At 65.7% G+C, this 18067-nt stretch carries 16 protein-coding genes and 1 pseudogene; 10 read left to right on the top strand and 7 right to left on the bottom strand.

Going from position 1 to position 18067, the window contains the following annotated elements:
* The 6 genes from FJ386_05460 to FJ386_05435 form a co-directional block, all read right to left on the bottom strand.
* Positions 1-169 (bottom strand): flavodoxin-dependent (E)-4-hydroxy-3-methylbut-2-enyl-diphosphate synthase (locus FJ386_05460; protein ID MBM3876152.1); only part of this gene is annotated, 169 nt, incomplete at its 3' end.
* Between the two features lie 8 nt (positions 170-177).
* Entirely contained in the window at positions 178-1596 is a 1419-nt protein-coding gene (rseP, locus tag FJ386_05455; protein ID MBM3876151.1) for an RIP metalloprotease RseP, read from the bottom strand.
* Between the two features lie 100 nt (positions 1597-1696).
* Positions 1697-2842, bottom strand: a complete 1146-nt coding sequence (locus tag FJ386_05450) for a 1-deoxy-D-xylulose-5-phosphate reductoisomerase (protein ID MBM3876150.1) — start codon at positions 2840-2842, stop codon at positions 1697-1699.
* A complete protein-coding gene (locus FJ386_05445) occupies positions 2839-3765 on the bottom strand; it encodes a phosphatidate cytidylyltransferase (GenBank protein ID MBM3876149.1) in 927 nt (308 codons plus the stop codon). Before FJ386_05445 ends, FJ386_05450 begins: the two co-directional genes overlap by 4 nt.
* Positions 3766-3833: 68 nt before the next feature.
* Entirely contained in the window at positions 3834-4571 is a 738-nt protein-coding gene (locus tag FJ386_05440) for an isoprenyl transferase (GenBank protein ID MBM3876148.1), read from the bottom strand.
* A 29-nt stretch (positions 4572-4600) separates the two neighbouring features.
* The gene (locus FJ386_05435) at positions 4601-5875 is read right to left on the bottom strand and encodes an adenylosuccinate synthase (GenBank protein MBM3876147.1); all 1275 of its coding nucleotides are present in this window, start codon (positions 5873-5875) and stop codon (positions 4601-4603) included.
* Between the two features lie 180 nt (positions 5876-6055).
* On the opposite strand from FJ386_05435, the pseudogene FJ386_05430 reads away from it, so the two are divergent.
* Positions 6056-6166, top strand: a pseudogene (locus FJ386_05430) (response regulator transcription factor).
* A gap of 288 nt (positions 6167-6454) precedes the next feature.
* Positions 6455-7264 (top strand): histidinol-phosphatase HisJ family protein, encoded by an 810-nt coding sequence (locus FJ386_05425; protein ID MBM3876146.1) that lies wholly within the window; start codon positions 6455-6457, stop codon positions 7262-7264.
* Positions 7265-7349: 85 nt separating this feature from the next.
* Here FJ386_05425 and FJ386_05420 read toward each other — a convergent pair whose 3' ends face one another.
* The gene (locus FJ386_05420; GenBank protein MBM3876145.1) at positions 7350-11174 is read right to left on the bottom strand and encodes a PDZ domain-containing protein; all 3825 of its coding nucleotides are present in this window, start codon (positions 11172-11174) and stop codon (positions 7350-7352) included.
* On the opposite strand from FJ386_05420, the gene FJ386_05415 reads away from it, so the two are divergent.
* The 8 genes from FJ386_05415 (at position 10959) to tsaB (ending at position 17914) form a co-directional block, all read left to right on the top strand.
* Positions 10959-11471: a response regulator gene (locus FJ386_05415; protein ID MBM3876144.1), complete on the top strand. Its 513-nt coding sequence runs from the start codon at positions 10959-10961 to the stop codon at positions 11469-11471. The two genes, FJ386_05420 and FJ386_05415, sit on opposite strands and share 216 nt — an antisense overlap.
* 124 nt (positions 11472-11595) lie before the next feature.
* The gene (gene serS / locus FJ386_05410; protein MBM3876143.1) at positions 11596-12903 is read left to right on the top strand and encodes a serine--tRNA ligase; all 1308 of its coding nucleotides are present in this window, start codon (positions 11596-11598) and stop codon (positions 12901-12903) included.
* A gap of 35 nt (positions 12904-12938) precedes the next feature.
* Positions 12939-13610 (top strand): carbonate dehydratase, encoded by a 672-nt coding sequence (locus FJ386_05405; GenBank protein ID MBM3876142.1) that lies wholly within the window; start codon positions 12939-12941, stop codon positions 13608-13610.
* A complete protein-coding gene (gene glgA, locus FJ386_05400; protein MBM3876141.1) occupies positions 13442-15040 on the top strand; it encodes a glycogen synthase GlgA in 1599 nt (532 codons plus the stop codon). Before FJ386_05405 ends, glgA begins: the two co-directional genes overlap by 169 nt.
* A gap of 49 nt (positions 15041-15089) precedes the next feature.
* Positions 15090-15830, top strand: coding sequence for a CPBP family intramembrane metalloprotease (locus tag FJ386_05395; protein ID MBM3876140.1), 741 nt, complete (start codon positions 15090-15092; stop codon positions 15828-15830).
* The gene (locus FJ386_05390; protein MBM3876139.1) at positions 15827-16780 is read left to right on the top strand and encodes a thiamine-monophosphate kinase; all 954 of its coding nucleotides are present in this window, start codon (positions 15827-15829) and stop codon (positions 16778-16780) included. Before FJ386_05395 ends, FJ386_05390 begins: the two co-directional genes overlap by 4 nt.
* The gene (gene tsaE, locus FJ386_05385) at positions 16777-17232 is read left to right on the top strand and encodes a tRNA (adenosine(37)-N6)-threonylcarbamoyltransferase complex ATPase subunit type 1 TsaE (protein MBM3876138.1); all 456 of its coding nucleotides are present in this window, start codon (positions 16777-16779) and stop codon (positions 17230-17232) included. Before FJ386_05390 ends, tsaE begins: the two co-directional genes overlap by 4 nt.
* The gene (tsaB, locus tag FJ386_05380; GenBank protein MBM3876137.1) at positions 17213-17914 is read left to right on the top strand and encodes a tRNA (adenosine(37)-N6)-threonylcarbamoyltransferase complex dimerization subunit type 1 TsaB; all 702 of its coding nucleotides are present in this window, start codon (positions 17213-17215) and stop codon (positions 17912-17914) included. The genes tsaE and tsaB overlap by 20 nt, the downstream gene beginning before the upstream one ends.
* Positions 17915-18067 lie beyond the last annotated feature (153 nt).

Below are 18067 nucleotides of genomic sequence, written 5' to 3'. Positions count from 1 at the left end.
GCGTCTGCTTCACGCACTCGGCGGTGTCCATCGTGTCGCAGGTCAGCATGGACTGCGTGACGACCGGATGCCCGCCGCCGAGGACGACTCCGCCGCGCGCGGGGTCGCCGATGGTGACTTCACGCGACTTGCGGTGCTGGAACAGGTACGGTGAGGCGCAATACTGCATCGGAACAATCACTTCGCCGGCGCGGGCTCGGGCTGCGGAACCTCCGCCGGGCGGTTCGCGGGCTCGACGACGGTCTCCTGCTCATACAAGGACTTGATGAGCGGCAGGCGCTTGATGTCAAAGAACGTGACATAGAGCATGAACGAGATGAGCAGCACCGCGAACGCGGTGGTTACGTATTCCTGAATGCGCGCGCTCACGGGCTTTCGGCGGATGCGCTCGATGACTGAAAGCACGATGTGCCCGCCGTCGAGCACGGGGATGGGGAGGAGATTCAGGATGGCAAGGTTGATGTTGAGGAGCACGAGGAACTTCAACGCGAGCCGGTAGTCCGTGGCGACCTGCGCGCCGAGCATGCCGAGGATGCCAACCGGGCCGCTCAAGTCCTTCGCGCCGACCCCGGTTTCCTTGGAGTGAACGAGCGCGCCGATGGTCGTCGCCATCTGGTCGAGGACGTCGGCGACGAGTTCCCACGGTTTCGGTCCGGGCTTGACGAGCTGGTAGGCCTCGACCCCGCTGCTGCCGACTTCAATGCCGATGCGGCCGTCATTGGTGGCGGGGTTGAGCACCGGCGTGACCTTGAGCTCGACGCGTTCGCCGCCGCGCTTGACTACGATCGAACACTCCTGCCCGGGCCGCTTGTTGATGTGCTCGATCAACTGTTTCTGGCCCATGATCGGCTGGCCCGCGAACTCGATGACTTCATCCCCGGCCTTGAGACCCGCGCGCTCGGCGGCTCCGCCTTCGATCACGCGCTTGATCATCGGGTGATCGCGAGGGTCGAGATTGAGCATCTTCAAGCCGATGTCCTTCTGCGTCTTGACGGGAAGCTGGTAGGTCGTCTCCACACCCGCGCGCTCGATGACGACCGGGATCACATTCGTCCGCGCGAAGACGGTGTGCATGAACACATCTTCCCACGATTTCACCACACGGCCGTTGACGCGCACCACGCGATCGCCGGCCTTGATGCCGAGGCGGGCTTCGTCGGAATCAGGCGACACGTGGCCGATAATGGAGGGATTGATGCGGACAGGCAGCCCTGTGAAATAGAGAACCGTGGCGAGGGCGAAGCCGAGGACGACATTCATGAACGGCCCGGCGAAGGCGACGAGGATTTTGGAGAGCGGCGTGACCGGGGGCAGCGGCTCCTGCTTGTCGTGCTGGCCCTCGAGTGTCTCGCTCGTGACCATCTGCGGCAGCTTGACGAACCCGCCCGCGGGAATCCACCGGACGGAATACTCGATGCCGTCGCGGGTCCACGCGTAGATTTTCGGCCCGAAGCCGACGGCGAACGCCTCGACCTTCAGCCCGCGCTTGCGCGCGACCCAGTAATGGCCCCACTCATGGACAAAGATCGCCGCGCCGAACAGCACCACTACTGCCGCGACGATGTAGAGGAAGTTGAACAGGGCGGCAAGTGTCATGATGGGCGCCGGTTATCCGGCAGGGGCGCGAATGTATCGGCTGCCCTGCCATAAGGCAACTTGCGAAGGGGTTCCGTTCAATCTCCGCCGAGGTCGCGTCTCACGCCGCGGCCTCGGCGCGCGCCCACGCATCGGCGGCGAGAATCTGCGCGAGTGTCGGGTGCTCCACCGGACGGTGGCGGTCCATTACCCGCGCAACCGTTTCGGTGATGCCTACGAAGGTGAGCTTGCGATTGCAGAAGGCATCAACCGCAACCTCGTTCGCAGCATTCATCACCGCGGGCAGCGTGCCGCCGGTTTCGCCGGCGCGACGCGCGAGATTCAGCGAGGGGAAGCGCTCCAAGTCGGGTTCCTCGAAGGTCAGACTGCCGTAACCCGCGAGGCTTGTCTGCACGCGTCCGCTCGGCGCGCGCTCGGGATACGTGAGCGCATACTGGATGGGCAGGCACATGTCGGGCGTGGACAGTTGCGCGAGCATCGAGCCGTCCACGAACTCCACCATCGAGTGGATCACGCTCTGCGGATGCACGACCATGCGCACGCGGTCCATGCCGATGTCAAACAGCCATCGCGCCTCGATCATCTCGAGGCCCTTGTTGAACAGCGTCGCGGAATCAATCGTGATCTTGCGGCCCATGACCCACGAGGGATGCTGCAACGCGCGTTCGACGGTGATCCCGGCAAACTTCTCCTTCGGCCAGAGCGCCTTGTCGCGGAACGGCCCGCCGCTGGCGGTGAGCCAGAGATTGCGCACGGACTCGGGCGGCTTGCCGTCGAGGCACTGGAAGATCGCCGAGTGCTCGCTGTCCACGGCGAGCACACGGACATCGTGCTTGCGCGCCTCGCTCATCACGATTTCGCCGGCCATCACGAGGATCTCCTTCGACGCGACGGCGATGTCCTTCCCGGCACGGATGGCCGCGAGCGCGGGTTTCAATCCCGCGGTGCCCACGATGGCAATGAGCACGATGTCCGCGCCGGGCAGGGTCGCGAGTTCGATCAGGCCCGCGTCACCGCTGCATACGCGGGTCGTCGTGCCGAGCAGCGCCTGCAACTCTGCCGCCTTTGCCGGGTCGGTGATGCTAATGGCCTCCGGTTTGTGCTGCCTCGTCTGTTCGAGGAGCAGTTCGGCATTGTTGCCCGCCGCGAACCCGAGCAGGCGGATGCGGTCCGGCAGGTCCATGGCCACCTTGACCGTGCTGGTGCCGATGGAGCCGGTGCTGCCGAGCAAAACGACGTTCTTCATCCGTGAGTCAGCACATGCCGCAGATACAGATACATCAGCGGCGCATTGAACAGCAGGCTGTCGAGCAAGTCGAGGATGCCGCCGATGCCGGGAAAGAACCCGCCGGAATCCTTCACGCCGGCCTCGCGCTTGAAGAGCGACTCGATGAGGTCGCCGATGACCGCGGCGGTCGCGAGGATCAAGCCGAGCACGACGGCGTGCGTGGTGGTCATGCCGGGCAACCGCGCCCCGGCAAGGTGCGCGAAGAGGACGCTTGCGCCGGTGCTGACCAGCAGCGCGCCGCCGAACCCTTCCCACGTTTTCCCCGGACTGATGCGCGGGATCATCTTGTGCCGGCCGAAGAGCGAGCCGGCGGCGTAGGCACCGGTGTCGCTGAACTTCGTGACGAGAATGAAGTAGAGCACGTAGTAGGGACCGTGCCCGCCGATGCCCGGGAAGTAATTGATCTTCTGGATGAAGTTCAGCAGCCACGGCACATACATGAGGCCGAAGAGCGTCGTCGAGATCGCGAGCAGGCCGGCCGCGTTGGTCTTCGAGAGGAACTGCCGGATGCACAACCCGAGCACGAACAGGATGAGAAAGCTCGTCTCGAAGTCGTTCACGCGCGACGGCGTGTTGTGGATGCCGAGCTTGCCGGCGCAATGGAGGAATGTCCCGGCCATCAGCAGCAAGCCGCCGAAGACGCCCCATTTCTTGAAGCACACGAGGCCGCGCTTCTCGACGAGGCTGTAGAATTCGATCAGCCCGAGTCCGGCGAGCGCGAGCATCAGAAGCAGGAAGACCGTGTTCGAGATGAACGCGTTGCCGGAGAACATCGCACCGAGCATGACCGCCCAGAGCACCAGCGAACTCGCGAGCCGGCGCAGGAAGGTCTTGCCCTTCGAAGGCGTCGGTGCCGGCTGGGTTGTTGGGGCGGGGTCCACGGGGCGGCGGTTGCTTGGGTGGAATCGTTACACGGGTTGCCCCGGGTTGCCGAGCGTGTTTCCCGGTCTCACACGCCGCCAAAGCGCCGGTGGCGCCGGGTGAATTCCTCGAGCGCCTCGAACAGGTGCTGCTTGCGGAAGTCCGGCCACAGGGTCGGAGTCACGACGAGCTCGGTGTAGGAAATCTGCCAGAGGAGGAAGTTGCTCACGCGCATCTCGCCGCTTGTGCGGATGAGCAGGTCCGGGTCGGGCCAGTGGCGCGTGTCGAGGTGTTGCGAAATCACCTGCTCATTGATCTCGGCGGGATCGATGGTGCCGCGGCGGGCCTTCTCCGCGATGGCACGAACGCCCTCGATGATCTCCTGACGCCCGCCGTAGCTCAGCGCGAGGATGAGCGTGAGGCCGGTGTTCTTCGCGAGCGACGCCTGGGCCTTGCGAATCTGCTCCTGCACGGGCTCGGGCAGCCGGTAGATCTGGCCGATGACTTCGAGCCGCACGTTGTGCTTCTGCAACTCGGTGATCTCCGACTTGATGAAGCGAAGGAGCAGCGACATGAGCATGGCCACTTCGTCCTTCGGGCGGTTCCAGTTTTCGACGGAGAAGGCGTAGAGCGTGAGATACTTGATGCCAAGCTCGCCGCATGCGCGGACGGTCGCGCACACCGCCTCGACGCCCTGCCGGTGGCCTTCCACGCGCGGCAGCATGCGTTGCTTCGCCCAGCGGCCGTTCCCATCCATGATGATGGCGACGTGCGTAGGGACGGCGGCCTTGGCTTGCGGGCTGAGTTGGGGCGAGTGGCTGCTCACACGCGAACGAGTCTCGGGTTCGGGTCGCTTTACTGGACGAAAATCGTCTGCTCCCGCGCGGGTCCGACCGAGGCGATGGCGAGCTTCGCGCCGGTCAGTGCCGCGAGTGACTTCAAGTAGCTGCGCGCCTTTTCGGGCAATTGTTTCCAAGTGCTCGCCTTGTCGGTGGGTGTGCCCCAGCCGGGGAATTCTTGATAGACCGGTTCGCACTTCGCGAGGAGCTCGACATCGTTCGGCACGTAATCAAAGCGCTTGGTGCCGACGCGATACGCGACGCAGACCTTGATCGTGTCAAGGGTGTCCAGGCCGTCCAGATTGGTGACCGCGAGCCGGTCGATGCCGTTGACCATCGTCGCGTGGCGAGTCGCCACTGAATCAAACCACCCGCAGCGCCTCGCCCGGCCCGTTGTCGCGCCGAACTCGCGGCCCATCGCGTGCAGCATGTCGGCGATCTCCGCGTTCTCGGTGGGAAGCGGCCCTTCGCCGACGCGCGTCGTGTAGGCCTTCATCACGCCATAGACCACATCCATGCGGTGTGGCGGCACGCCCGAGCCGGTGCAAGCGCCGCCCGCCGTGGTGTTCGACGAGGTCACGAATGGATACGTGCCGTGGTCGATGTCCAGGAATGTCCCTTGTGCGCCTTCGAACAGGATGTCGCGGCCGCGCCGTATCGCATCGTGCAGGAGCACGACCGTGTTCGCCACGTAGGGAGCAAGCCGGTCGCCCGCCGCCCGATACGCGGCGTGAACCTGTTTGAACGACAGCGGCGCAGCGCCCATGGCCTTGAGCACCGCGTTGTTCTCCGCGACCCGCGCGCGGAGTTTCTCCTCGAAGCGCGCCGGATTGATCAGGTCGATCATTCGCAAGCCGACGCGCGCGGCCTTGTCGCCGTAGGTGGGGCCGATGCCGCGCTTGGTTGTGCCAATCTTGTTGCGACCCTTGGCGGCTTCGCGCGCCCCGTCCAGCTCGCGGTGGTAGGGGAAGACAACGTGCGCGGTCTCGCTCAGCACGAGATTGCGCGGCGTGACCTTGATGCCGAGCCGGTGCAGGCCGTCCATTTCCGTGACGAGTCCCACCGGGTCCACCACGACGCCGTTGCCGATCACACACTGCTTGCCGGCGCGCAGGATGCCCGAGGGGATGAGGTGCAGCACGTATTTCTTCGGCCCGAGAAAGACCGTGTGGCCGGCGTTGTTGCCGCCCTGCGTGCGGACGACGATGTCCGCGCGCTCGGTGAGCACGTCAATGATCTTGCCCTTGCCTTCGTCGCCCCACTGGGCGCCGACGAGAATCGTATTCGCCATAAGTCCTCTGCCCGCGCGGGCAAGAAAAAACCCCGAAGTGTAAACTCGGGGCACGCCGCGCTATTTACGCGCAGACGCTAGGAGGCGACCTGGTCGAAGTCAATCTTGCATTCCCCTGTTTGAATTCGCGTGTGCGCAAGCTTGCGTGTCGCAAGCGTCGCCAGAGTCCTGCCGCGCTGCATGGGCAAATTGACGTTCGCGGTTTCGGCATCTCCCCGCCGGGTCTTGGTGGTGGACGATGAAGCCAACCTCACCTTTCTGCTCCAGGCCCTTTTGAAGACCGAGGGATGGCGCGGGGTTCGACCCGGCTCGCAAGCCCAACCGCCTCCACGGCGCGGGACTCATCGGCATGGCGAACGCGCCCACCCCCTCGGCGGCCGTGTCCGCGTCATCTCCGCGCCTCGCGAGGGCACGCAAGTCATCGCCCAATTCCCGCTCAATGAGTCCGGCGCCGAATCCCTCCGTCGCGGCACCGGCGCCCCGCCGTTGCGCGCGCACCTCGGGGACTTCTCCCGCGGGCTCGCGCGGTAGACGCCTTTTCCCCTTTCACCCCGCGGGCTTCCCCGCTAAGTCTCCGCCGTGCGCCTGCCCGCCGATTACCACATGCACACGCCGCTGTGCCGTCACGCGACCGGCGAGCCCACGGAATACGCCGCGCGCGCGCTGGAACTTGGCCTCACCGAGATTGGCTTCACCGATCACTCGCCGATGTTGCGGGACGACTTCGACGACTGGCGCATGCGCAACGACCAGCTCGACGACTACGTTGACAAGGTCTGCAAGGCCCGCCGGGACCACCCGCGCCTCACCATCAAGCTCGCCCTCGAAGTAGATTACCTGCCGGGCCACGAGGATTGGATTCGCGACCTCGCCGCGCGCCACCCGTGGGATTACTTCATCGGCTCCGTTCACTACGTCTCCGACTCTTGGGCCGTGGACAACCCCAACAAACTCTCCGAGTGGAAGCACCGCGACGCGTGGGAAGTGTGGTCCGTCTATTTCGACAGGCTCACGATGGCGGCTGCGACCGGGCTATTCGAGATCATCGGCCACGCGGACCTCCCGAAGAAGTTCGGCCATCGGCCGCAGCGCGATTGCACGCCGCTCTACGAACGCTTCCTCGCCGTCGCAAGGCAGACCGGCACCGCAATCGAGCTCAACACCGCGGGCCTGCGCAAGGATTGTCGCGAGGTTTATCCCAACCGCGCGCTGCTCGAAGTCGCCTTCCGCCTCGGCGTGCCCGTCACCTTCGGCTCGGATGCGCACGCGGCGGCCGAAGTCGGGCTGAATCTCGGCGACGCCGTCGAACTCGCGCGCGGCGTCGGCTACACCACGAGCCTGCGATTCACCCGACGCCAAAGCGAAGTGGTTCCGATCGAACCCGCGTGAATCGCGGCCTTTCGGAGTGTGGTGGGAAAGTATGGCGCGACACCGCTTGCCGCTGGAGGGGCACCGGGATGCCGGAGCGCCATTGTCAGTCCGCCGTTTTGCCGCGCTTGCGGAGCCAGAGGAAGAATTCCTCCTCCTGCATCTGGAGCATGGTGGTGGCTTCGGGGTAGTCGGGGTCGGCATGGACGTGGAGGTCGGCGATCTTCACGACGCCGTCCACGGCAAGCTCGAGGCGGTAGCGGCCGGTCTCCACGGGGCGTCCAAACGCGCCGCCGGCGAGGCGGCCCATCGTCTCTTGCACGGCGCGTTCCATCGCGTCTCTGGCGATGGATTGCGTGGGGTCGAGGCCGAAGCGCTGGAGGGTCTCGGCTGCCACCGGGTCGGTGTTGATTTCGTCTGGAGTGAGGGTGCCGTTCTTGTCGGTGTCGAGCCGGTCGAACAAGTCGCCGGGGCCGCGTCCGCTAAAGAGCCCGCCGAGGCCGCCGGCCGCGCCCGCCGGTGGCGCGTTGGTGCCGCGGGCTTGGCCTGCTTGGGCGCCTCCGGGACGGCCTTTGCCTTGTCCGCTGCCGCCGGGGCCGCCGGCGGGTCGCTGCGGTGTGGCTTGCGGGCCGGCACCTTCGGCCCCCGCGCCGGGGCCGCGTCCGCCGCCGCCACCAGCAAGTCCACCAAAGCCGCCGCCAGGGCCACCGCCGGTGCGGGCGCGGCGGAGGTCCCACGTGATGACTTGGAGTCCGGCGTTGGTGCGGACGGGCAGGTCGCGCACGAGTTTCCCGTCGGTGTCGGTGATCTTGAGCGCGGCTTGCTTGGCGTCCTTTGGCAGCGAGAGGAAGATGTTCGCGCCCGCGGCGGGATTCTGGCCGGTGAAAAACTGCTCGCCATAGTAGCGGCGGGTGATGCTGCCGGCCCAGAGCGTGGCGGGCTGGGGTTTGAAGAGCTGCACGTCGGCGAGCGAAGTGTCCTTCGTGACTTGGCGGAGCAGCGCGAGGTCGTGAATCCACAGTCCGCGCCCGTGCGAGGCGGCGACGAGTTCGCCGGCCTTCGCGGAGATGGCGAAGTCATGCACGGCGACGGTGGGCATATTGCACTTGAGGCTGGACCATGACTGGCCGCGGTCCACGCTGGTCCACACGCCGAACTCGGTGCCGAGGAAGAGCAGGTTGGGATTCTCGATGTCCTCGCGGAGACAGCGGGTGGTATGCTCGGGGAGGTTGGCCATGAGCGGCCTCCACGTGGCGCCGAAATCTTCAGTGGCGAAAATCCACGGCTTGTCGTCATCGGAGCGGTGCCCGTCAAACGTGACGTAACAGCGGCCTTCCTTGAAGCGCGAGGCTTCGATGGTGCTGACCCATCGCGGGCCGGGGATGTCCTTGAGGTTCGCGGTGAGGTTGTTCCAAGTGTGGCCGCCGTCCTTGGTGATCCAGAGCCAGCCGTCGTCGGTGCCGGCCCAAAGCACGTCGGGATTCAAGGGCGACTCGGACAGCGCGCTCAGGGTGCCGCGGCGCGTCCGGGTGAGCTCGGGCGAAATCTGGCGGAGCTTTTCGCCGCGATCCAGCGAGCGGTAGACGAACTGGGCGCCGCAGTAGAAGACTTTCGCGTTGTGAGCCGATAACGTGAAGGGCGTCTTCCAGTTGAACCGGAGCGTCGAGCCGCGTGGTGCCTCGGGCCGGATGCGCCCGCGCTCGCCGGTGCGGATGTTCACGCGGCCCATGACGCCGTTTTGGGATTCGAAGTAAACGAGGTCGGGGTCGTCGCGGTCCACGGCGCACATGAAGCCGTCGCCACCGCCGATGGGCAGCCAGTCTTCGGCGGTCGGGCCGGTGCGCGAGCGCAACATGCTCGGGCCCGCCCACGTGCCATTGTCCTGCAAACCTCCGTAAACTCGGTAGAGCCTGCGGGAGTCCACGGCCACGTGATAGAACTGCGCAAGGGGCAGCGTGTTCACGAACTCCCACGTCTTCGCGCGGTCGTGCGTCTCGTAAAAGCCGCCGTCGCCGCCAAGGATGATGTGACGGCCGTCGCGCGGATTGATCCACATCGCGTGATGGTCGGCGTGGACGCTCCGGCCCGCGTCGGAACGGAAGGTCTTGCCGCCGTCGGTGGACATGTGCAGCGAGATGCCGAGCACGAAGATGAACTTGTCGTCGTTCGGGTCCACGTGGATTTTGCTGAAGTAGAACGGGCGCGGGTTGAGGCTGTTGATGCGCTCCCACTTCTCGCCGCCGTCGGTGGACTTGTAAACGCCGCCGGTCTGGAAGCCCTCCTTGCCCTGCCGCTCCTGCACGTTGGCATTTTGACCGCCGAGCTGCGCGGCGAAGGCGTTGTTCCCACCGCCTCCACCGCCACCGCCGCCGCCAAAACCCTGCGGCCGCTGCCCGAGCGTGACTTCGATGGTCTGAGGCTTGTCGTCGCGCTTGACGATGAACTTCACCTTGTCCTGCGGTTTCTGGTCGCGGATGCGGTCGAGCAACGCCTCGTAGGACTCGATCTTCTTTCCGTCGAGCGTGGTGATGATGTCGCCGGGCCTGAGCCCGCCGGAATCCGCGGGACCTTCGGGGATGACCGTGAGGAGTTTCGCGCCGCCGTCGGCGTTTTCGCCTGTGAGTCCCATGTAGGCCGTGCCGGTGCGCGTGGCGTTCGTGGGACCGGTGCCGATCTTCTCGGACTCGACGACGGCGAAGAGCGTCCTGGGATTCTTCCGGAAATAGGTGAGGCCGATGCGGCCCAAGTTCACGGTGGGCAGGCCGTTGGTGCATTTCTTCCATGTCGCGCCGCCGTCGGTGGTTTTGTAGAGGCCGGAGCCTGGAGCATGACGCTTCACCGGGTCGTTGCCGTCGAACGGGTCGCGCAAGCGCTCATACATCGCGGCGAAGAGTTCGTTGGGGTTCGCCGGATTCATCACGAGGTCAATGCAGCCCGTCTTGTCGTCCACGAACAGCACGCGGTCCCACGTCTTGCCGCCGTCCTTCGTGCGATAGACGCCGCGTTCCGGATTCGGCCCCCACAAGCGGCCGAGCGCGCCGACATACACGATGTCTGGATTCTTCGGATGGATGGCGATGCGGCCGGTTTGAAAGATTCTCTCGAGGCCCATGTTCTTCCATGTCTTGCCGGCGTCGGTGGACTTGTAAACACCGTCGCCCCACGAGGCGGAGTTGCGCGCGTTGTGTTCGCCGGTGCCGACCCAGACGATCCTCGGATCCGAAGGCGCGACCGCGGCGTCGCCGAGCGACACCGTGTTTTCCTTCTCGAACACGGGCTCGACCGTCACGCCGTTGTTGGTGGTCTTCCACAAGCCGCCGGACGCGGAGGCGATGTAATAATTGGCGGGGTCGGACTCGTTGACCGCGAGGTCCACGATGCGGCCGCCCGTGACGCTCGGACCGATGGTGCGCCACCGGAGCTTCGAGGTCCAATCGCCCGGCAACATCCGCATCGGCGGCGAAGCGTCGCTGGACCCGGTGGTTCCGCCGGGCCCGCGTTGCGGGAAACCGCCCTGCGCGACGGCGCTGAAGGTGGCGACGACGGGCAACAAGAGTGCGGACAGAATTCTGGCATTCATGGGAGGCTCGCTGAGTTGCTGCAATTCAACACCATGTCCCTCGCGGGGTTGCAAGGCGAGAGTTATCGGCCGCCTACGCAAGAGTGCGCCCACCGCGGAACTGACTGCCCCGCGCATTGACCCTGCGGTGCTCGAATGACTTCCGTAAGAACCCGCCGCGCAAACTACCGTCGACCACGGGCGCAACCCACGACAATGGATGTGCCGGTCGTCGTCTTCACCAACTCCTGCCTCGGAAACCTCGGGCAACAGGCGTGGGCGGCCGGCGCCAACAAGTGCCTCAAGGAGATGTTCGACGTCGCGCACGGGCTCGCCGGGAAGGCCGGGATGATCGCCACCGGCATCGAGCATCCCGTGGAGGCGCTCCGCACCATCGAGAAACAGCCGTTCGACCTCCTCATCCTCGACGTGAACATGCCGCGGATGGACGGCCACGAACTTTGCGTGAAGCTCCGCGCCATCCCCTCGCGGGCGCGCACGCCCATTGTGTTTGTCACCAGCCTCTCCGGCTTCGAGCGCTGCGCGCGCGCCGCCCCCAGCGGCGGCAACGACCTCGTCGCGAAGCCCATTTTCCCCATCGCACTCGCTGTCAAGGCCATCATGTTTGCCCTCAAGTCGCGCCTCGGCATCGTGACCAAGTCGGCGTGACCGCGGCTCGACATTTCAATGTCGAGGTCCGCCTCGGTTTCACACAGACCAGGCACCACGTCGGAAGGTCGAGCTGCGGCACTCGGGCATTGGCAATTCCCCTCCTCCCCACTAAAACTCCCGCGTGCTCGACATCAAACTGATCCGCGACAAACCCGAATTCGTCCGCGAACGCCTCGCCTCGCGCCATGCCGGCGACGAGGCCCGCGTGGACGAATTGCTCGGGCTCGACGGAACCCTCCGCAAGGCGCTTGCCGAGGTCGAGCAGCTCAAGTCGCAGCGCAACAAGGCTTCGAAGGAAATCGGCGCGCTCATGGCCCAGAAAAAGTTCGACGAAGCCGAGGCCCGCAAGAAGGAAACCCGCGAACTTGGCGACCGCATCAACGCGCTCGACAAATCCGCCTCGGAAGCCGAGGCCGCGCGCGACGCCGTGCTCATCCGCCTGCCGAACCTGCCGCACCCGAGTGTCGCCATCGGCAAACACGCGGCGGACAATCCCGTCATCCGCGTCCACGGCACGAAGCCCGCGCCCGCGTTCACATTGAGGTCGCACGTCGAGTTGTGCGAATCGCTCAAGCTCGTGGACTTCGCGCGCGGCGCGAAAATTTCCGGCAGCGGCTTCCTGCTCTACACCGGCTGGGGCGCGCGCCTCGAGCGCGCGCTCATTCAGTTCCTGCTCGACCTGCACACCACGCAGCACGGTTACACCGAGATTTCACCGCCGTTCGTCGTCACGCGTGACTGCATGGTCGGCGTCGGGCAGTTCCCAAAGTTCACCGACCAGGCTTACGCCGTGCAGGAAGGCGCGGACGCCTCGACGCTTGGCAAGCTCTACCTCGTGCCCACCGCCGAGGCGCCCGTGGCGAACATTCATCGCGAGGAGATCCTGAAGGAAAGCCAGCTTCCGACTTACTATTGCGCCTACTCACCGTGCTTTCGGGCCGAGGCGGGTGCCGCGGGCGTCGGCACGCGCGGCATGATCCGCGTGCACCAGTTCGACAAGGTCGAGCTCATCAAAATCGTCGCGCCCGCGCGCGGCGAAGCCGAACTCGACGCGATGGTTGCGGACGCGGAGAAAGTGCTGCAGTTGCTCGGCCTGCATTATCGCGTCGTGCAACTCTGCACCGGCGACATGGGCTTCGCGAGCGCGAAGACCTACGACATCGAGGTGTGGGCGCCCGGACAGGACGCGTGGCTCGAAGTCTCGAGCTGCTCCAACTGCGAGGACTTCCAGCCCCGCCGCATGAACCTTCGCTTCAAGCGCGAGGCCGACGGGCAGAATGTCTTCCCGCATCTGCTCAACGGGAGCGGGACCGCGCTCGCGCGGCTGTTTGTCGCGCTCATCGAGACACACCAGCAGGCGGACGGGGGCATTGCGATCCCGGAACCGCTTCGCGCGTTCATCAAAGCCGACCACATCGCGCCCGCATGACGCGCGGCTGAGAATCCAACCCCCGATCAAGCCGAATGAGCCAGCTCCCACACCTCTTGGCCAACAATCGCCGCTGGGCGGACCGGATGCGCGCCGCCAACCCGAAGTTCTTCGAGAACCTCTCGCAGCTTCAAGCTCCGAAGTATCTGTGGATCGGTTGCGCCGACAGCCGCGTGCCTGCGAACGAGATCGTCGGTTTGCTGCCGGGCGAACTCTTCGTCCACCGCAACGTGGCAAACGTCGTTGTGCACACGGACCTGAACTGCCTCTCGGTGATCCACTTTGCGGTGGCCGTGCTGCGCGTGCGGCACATCATCGTGTGCGGCCATTACGGCTGCGGCGGCGTGCGCGCCGCATTGAACGGCACACAGGTCGGCGTCAGTGAAAACTGGCTGCGCCATGTCGAGGACGTCCGACGGCGCAACGCCCGCACGCTCGCGGAGCTTGCGGATGACGACGCCCGCGCCGACCGGCTTTGCGAGCTCAACGTGATCGAGCAGGCGATGAACGTGTGCCTCACCTCCGTGGTTTCCGAAGCGTGGCAGCAAGGCCATCCGCTCGACGTGCACGGCTGGATTTACAGCTTGCGCGACGGCTTGCTGCGCGACGTGCGCTTCCACGCCCAGAGCGAGGCCGCGGCACTCGCCAGTTACGACACCGCCGCCGACGCGCTCGCCCGCGGCCTCCGACCGGAGACCGCCGCGTGAGAATTCTCCAGGCCAGCGGCGAAGTCTTCCCGTATTCCAAGACGGGCGGCCTCGCGGACATGGTCGGCGCGCTCGCCAAGGCGCTTGCGCATGAAGGCCACGACGTCGGCGTCGTCACGCCGCTGTATCGCGGCATCCACGGCAGGTTCCCTTTGCAGCAGACGGACCTCGTCGTGAACCTCCCGCTTGGCGCGGCGCGCGTGCAGGGCCGCATCCTCACGCTCCAGCCGCACCCGCGGCTCACGATTTACTTCGTGGACCAGCCGGGATTCTTCGACCGGCCCGCCCTGTATGCCGAAAACAACGTGGACTATCCCGACAACGCGGAGCGGTTCACGTTCCTCGCGAAGTGCGTCGCGCATCTCGCGCGCACACTGCCGCTCAAGCCCGAGGTCGTGCACATCCACGACTGGCAGGTCGGCCTCGTCCCCGCGCTGTTGCGCGACCTCTCGATGCGCGACGGTTCGCGCGCGCCGCGCACGGTTCTCACGATTCACAACCTCGCGTATCAGGGCCACTTCAGCCGCGAGACCCACGAACTCACGAGCCTGCCGTGGGAATACTTCACACCCGAGGGCGTGGAATTCCACGGCGGACTCAACTGCCTCAAGGCCGCAATCGTGTATGCCGACCAAGTCACGACGGTGAGTCCGCGATACGCGCGGGAGATCACCACGGAGGAATTCGGCTGCGGGCTCGACCCCGTGCTGCGCGCGCGGCAGCACAAACTGACCGGCATCCTGAACGGCGTGGACTACGATGAATGGCGCACCTCGAAAAACCCGCACCTCAAGCACGCTTACACGCCCCGCCGCCTCGCGGGCAAACTCGACTGCAAGCTCGACCTCCAGCGCGAGCTCGGCCTGCCCATCCGCGACGACATCCCGCTCTTCGCCAGCATCACGCGGCTCGTGGACCAGAAGGGCGTGGACATCCAGCTCGGCGCGCTCGAGGAGATGCTGCCCGCGGACTTTCAGTTCGTGCTGCTCGGCACCGGCGCGCCGGCGTTCGAGAAGGCGTATCAGCAGCTTGCCCGGCGCTTCCCGCAGAAGGTCGCCGTGAAGATTGGCTACGACCACGGCCTTTCGCACCGCATCGAGGCCGCGAGCGATTTCTTCCTGATGCCGTCGCGCTTTGAGCCGTGCGGATTGAACCAGATGTATTCGCTGCGCTACGGCGCGGTGCCGATCGTGCGCGCCGTCGGCGGGCTTGACGACTCGACCGTGGACGCCACCGAGGACCCCGCGCGCGCCGACGCGATCAAGCTGCACGAGTTCAGCGCGCGCGCCCTCACCAAGGCCATCCGCAAGGCGCTCGTGCTGTGGTATCACCCGCACATCATGCGCGAATATCGCCGGCACGGCATGGCCGCGGATTTTTCGTGGGGCCAGACCACCGCGAAGTATCTGGAAGTGTTTGCAACGGCGTGACGCGCGATTGCGGCATTGCCTCATTGGCCATTCGACATACCTTTGTTCCATGCTCGCAACAAAACCCTGGCGTCCCGAATTGGTCCTCCGCCTGATGCTCGCGGTGGTGGTCAGCATGTCGGTGGTATCACTCGCGATGGCCGCACTGCTGCCGCCGGGATTGCACGAGACAGGTTCGGGCCGATTCCTTCAACTGCTCGGCGGGACGGTGGGGTTCCACTGGGCTGCGCTGCTCTTCATCGCGCTGTTTGTTCGCGCCCATGGGATGAAGGCGCGGGAGGCATTTGGATTCGATTCGGGCAATGCCATGCGGTCGATTGGATTCGGATTGCTCGCGGGCGTGCTCATCCTGCCCGTGTGCTGGGCCCTCGGTGAGTTCTCGGCGTGGTTGATGACGCATTTCAAGCAAGCTCCCGCGCCGCAGTTCACAGTTCAGGCCATCCAGAGCATCGTCGCGCCGGACCAGCAGGCTTACGCCGCCTTCGCCGCGCTGGTGCTCGCACCCGTGGTCGAGGAGATGCTCTTCCGCGGAATCCTCTACCCGGCCGTGAAGCAACTCGGTCATCCGCGACTCGCGCTCTGGGGAACTTCATTCTTCTTCGCCATCATTCACGCGAACGCGATGACGTTCCTCCCGCTCCTTGTTTTGTCGCTGCTGCTCACGCTCCTCTACGAACGCACCGGCAATTTGCTCGCGCCCCTCTCCACGCACATGCTCTTCAACCTCGCCAATTACCTCCTGCTCACGTTTCAACCGGAGTTGTCGCGCGCCTTTCCAACGCATCCATGACTGAGTTTGAGCTCATCGCGAAGCTCACCCGCGGCCTGCCGGCGCCCGCGTCCGTCGTGCGCGGCGTGGGCGACGACTGCGCGGTGCTCGACCTCGGCTTGACCGGCTCGTGGGTGCTGTTCAAGACCGACGCCGTAGTCGAGGGCGTCCACTTCGAGGCTCGAACCCCGCCCGGGAAAATCGGCCGCAAGGCGCTCGCGCGATGCCTCAGCGACATCGCCGCGATGGCCGGCACGCCTGCCCACGCGCTCGTTACGCTCGGGCTCCCACCGCACTTCGACCCGGCCCGGGTGGAGGCCATCTATGGCGGCCTCCGCGCGCTCGCGGAGCAGCACAACGTCGCAATCGTCGGCGGCGAAACGACCTCGAATCCAGCCGGGTTGATCCTCTCCGTCGCCCTGCTTGGCACCGTGCCGAAGGACAAATGCCTCCTACGCTCCGGCGCGAAACCCGGCGATGCGATCTTTGTCACCGGCACGCTCGGAGGCTCGCTAGGGGGGCGTCACCTCGACTTCGAGCCGCGCCTCACTGAAGCCCGATGGCTCGCGGCCAGTTTCCACATCCACGCGATGATCGACGTAAGCGACGGGCTTGCGGGCGACCTCGGCCACATCCTCAATTCCAGCGGAGTGGGCGCCGAACTGCGCGCGGCCTCGATCCCGGTCAGCCGCGAAGCAAAGTTGCGCGCCAAGTCGTCCTCGCGCGCCAAGCCGCCGATCGTCGCAGCACTCACGGACGGCGAGGACTTCGAACTGCTGTTCACCGTCGCCGGCGCCGATGCCGTCCCGCTGACGGACGCGTGGAAGCGGGAGTTCACCGACGTGCGGCTCACGTGCATCGGCAAAGTCACCGCCGAACCGGGGCTGCGGCTTCGTGATGAGCGCGGTGTGCGGAGCCTGGCCGCACGCAGTTTCGAGCATTTCGCATCCGACGGGAACGGAGCCGCATGACAACCGTCCAGACGCATTCACCCGAGGAGACGCTCGCGCTCGGCGAGCAGTGGGGCCGCGAGGCACAGCAAGGGCTCGTGATCGCGCTGTGCGGCGATCTCGGCGCGGGCAAGACCCAGCTTGTGAAGGGCCTCGCGCGCGGGCTCGGCATCACGGCGCGCGTGCACTCGCCGACGTTCGCGCTCCTCAACGAATATCGCGGCGGGCGATTGCCGCTGTTTCATATCGATCTCTACCGGCTGGACACGCCCGCGCAAGTTGCCGCTGCGGGTCTCGACGAATTCCTCTTCGGCCCCTGCGGCATCACCGTGGTGGAGTGGGCCGAGCGCTGGTTCACGGACCTTTCATGCCCCACGCACCACGCGCCACGTCCACCGCAACTCATGACCGCCCGGCTCGAAGTCATTTCGGACTCCGTGCGCCAAATCACTCATGATCATCCTCGCGCTTGAGTTTTCATCGGACCGCCACAGCGTCGCGATCGCCCGCTGCGCGATGGGCAAACCGCCCGTGGTGCTGGGCGAAGCCCACGAGCAAGGCGCGAGGCACATTCACTCCCTCGCGCTGGTTGCGTCAGCGTTGACTGCGGCACACGTTGAGCGCGAGGCCGTGGAGTGCATCGCAATTGGCCTCGGGCCCGGCTCGTTGACGGGCATCCGCTCCGCCATCGCACTGGCCCAGGGCTGGCAACTCGCGCACGGCGTTTCCGTGCAGGGCGTGAGCAGTGTGGAGTGTCTCGCCGCGCAAGCGCACGAGGCCGGACTTCGCGGTGTGATCCATGCGGTGCTCGACGCGCAACGCGGTGACTTCTACGCCGCCGGATACGAGATCGACGACACGGGCTGGCGCGCGACTTATCCGCTTCGGCTCATGAGCGCGAACGAGGCCGGCTCGATGGTGGGAAGCGCAGTTTGCGTCGGCCCCGGGGCCGGGCGCCTCGGCGCGAAAGGCCGGCCGATGTTTCCGGACGCGTCCGCGCTGGCGCGATTGGCCGGCGGACGAAACGTGTTGTCCACGATCGAGCAACTTGAGCCGATCAACCTGCGTCAAGTGTCTTTCGTAAAGGCGGCCGCGCCGAGGAAACTTCCTGCCACCGGCAACTTGCGCTCGCCACTTCCGCGCGCGGCTGATTAGGGTTTCGCAGCAACCCCCATTGCCGACACGGCCGGCTGCGAGTCCTGCGGCGCGGAATACAAGACGACGTTCGACTTCATCCCGGAAAACGGCGGCACGAGGGTTACCGTGACGAGGGTCGTGAAGCCGCTCACGTTCTTCGCGAGGCTGATG

This window comes from Verrucomicrobiota bacterium (assembly GCA_016871675.1).
Classification (GTDB): Bacteria; Verrucomicrobiota; Verrucomicrobiia; order Limisphaerales; family VHCN01; genus VHCN01.
The sequence above is the reverse complement of the archived record's forward strand: the minus strand, read 5'-3'. Positions and strand labels throughout refer to the sequence as shown.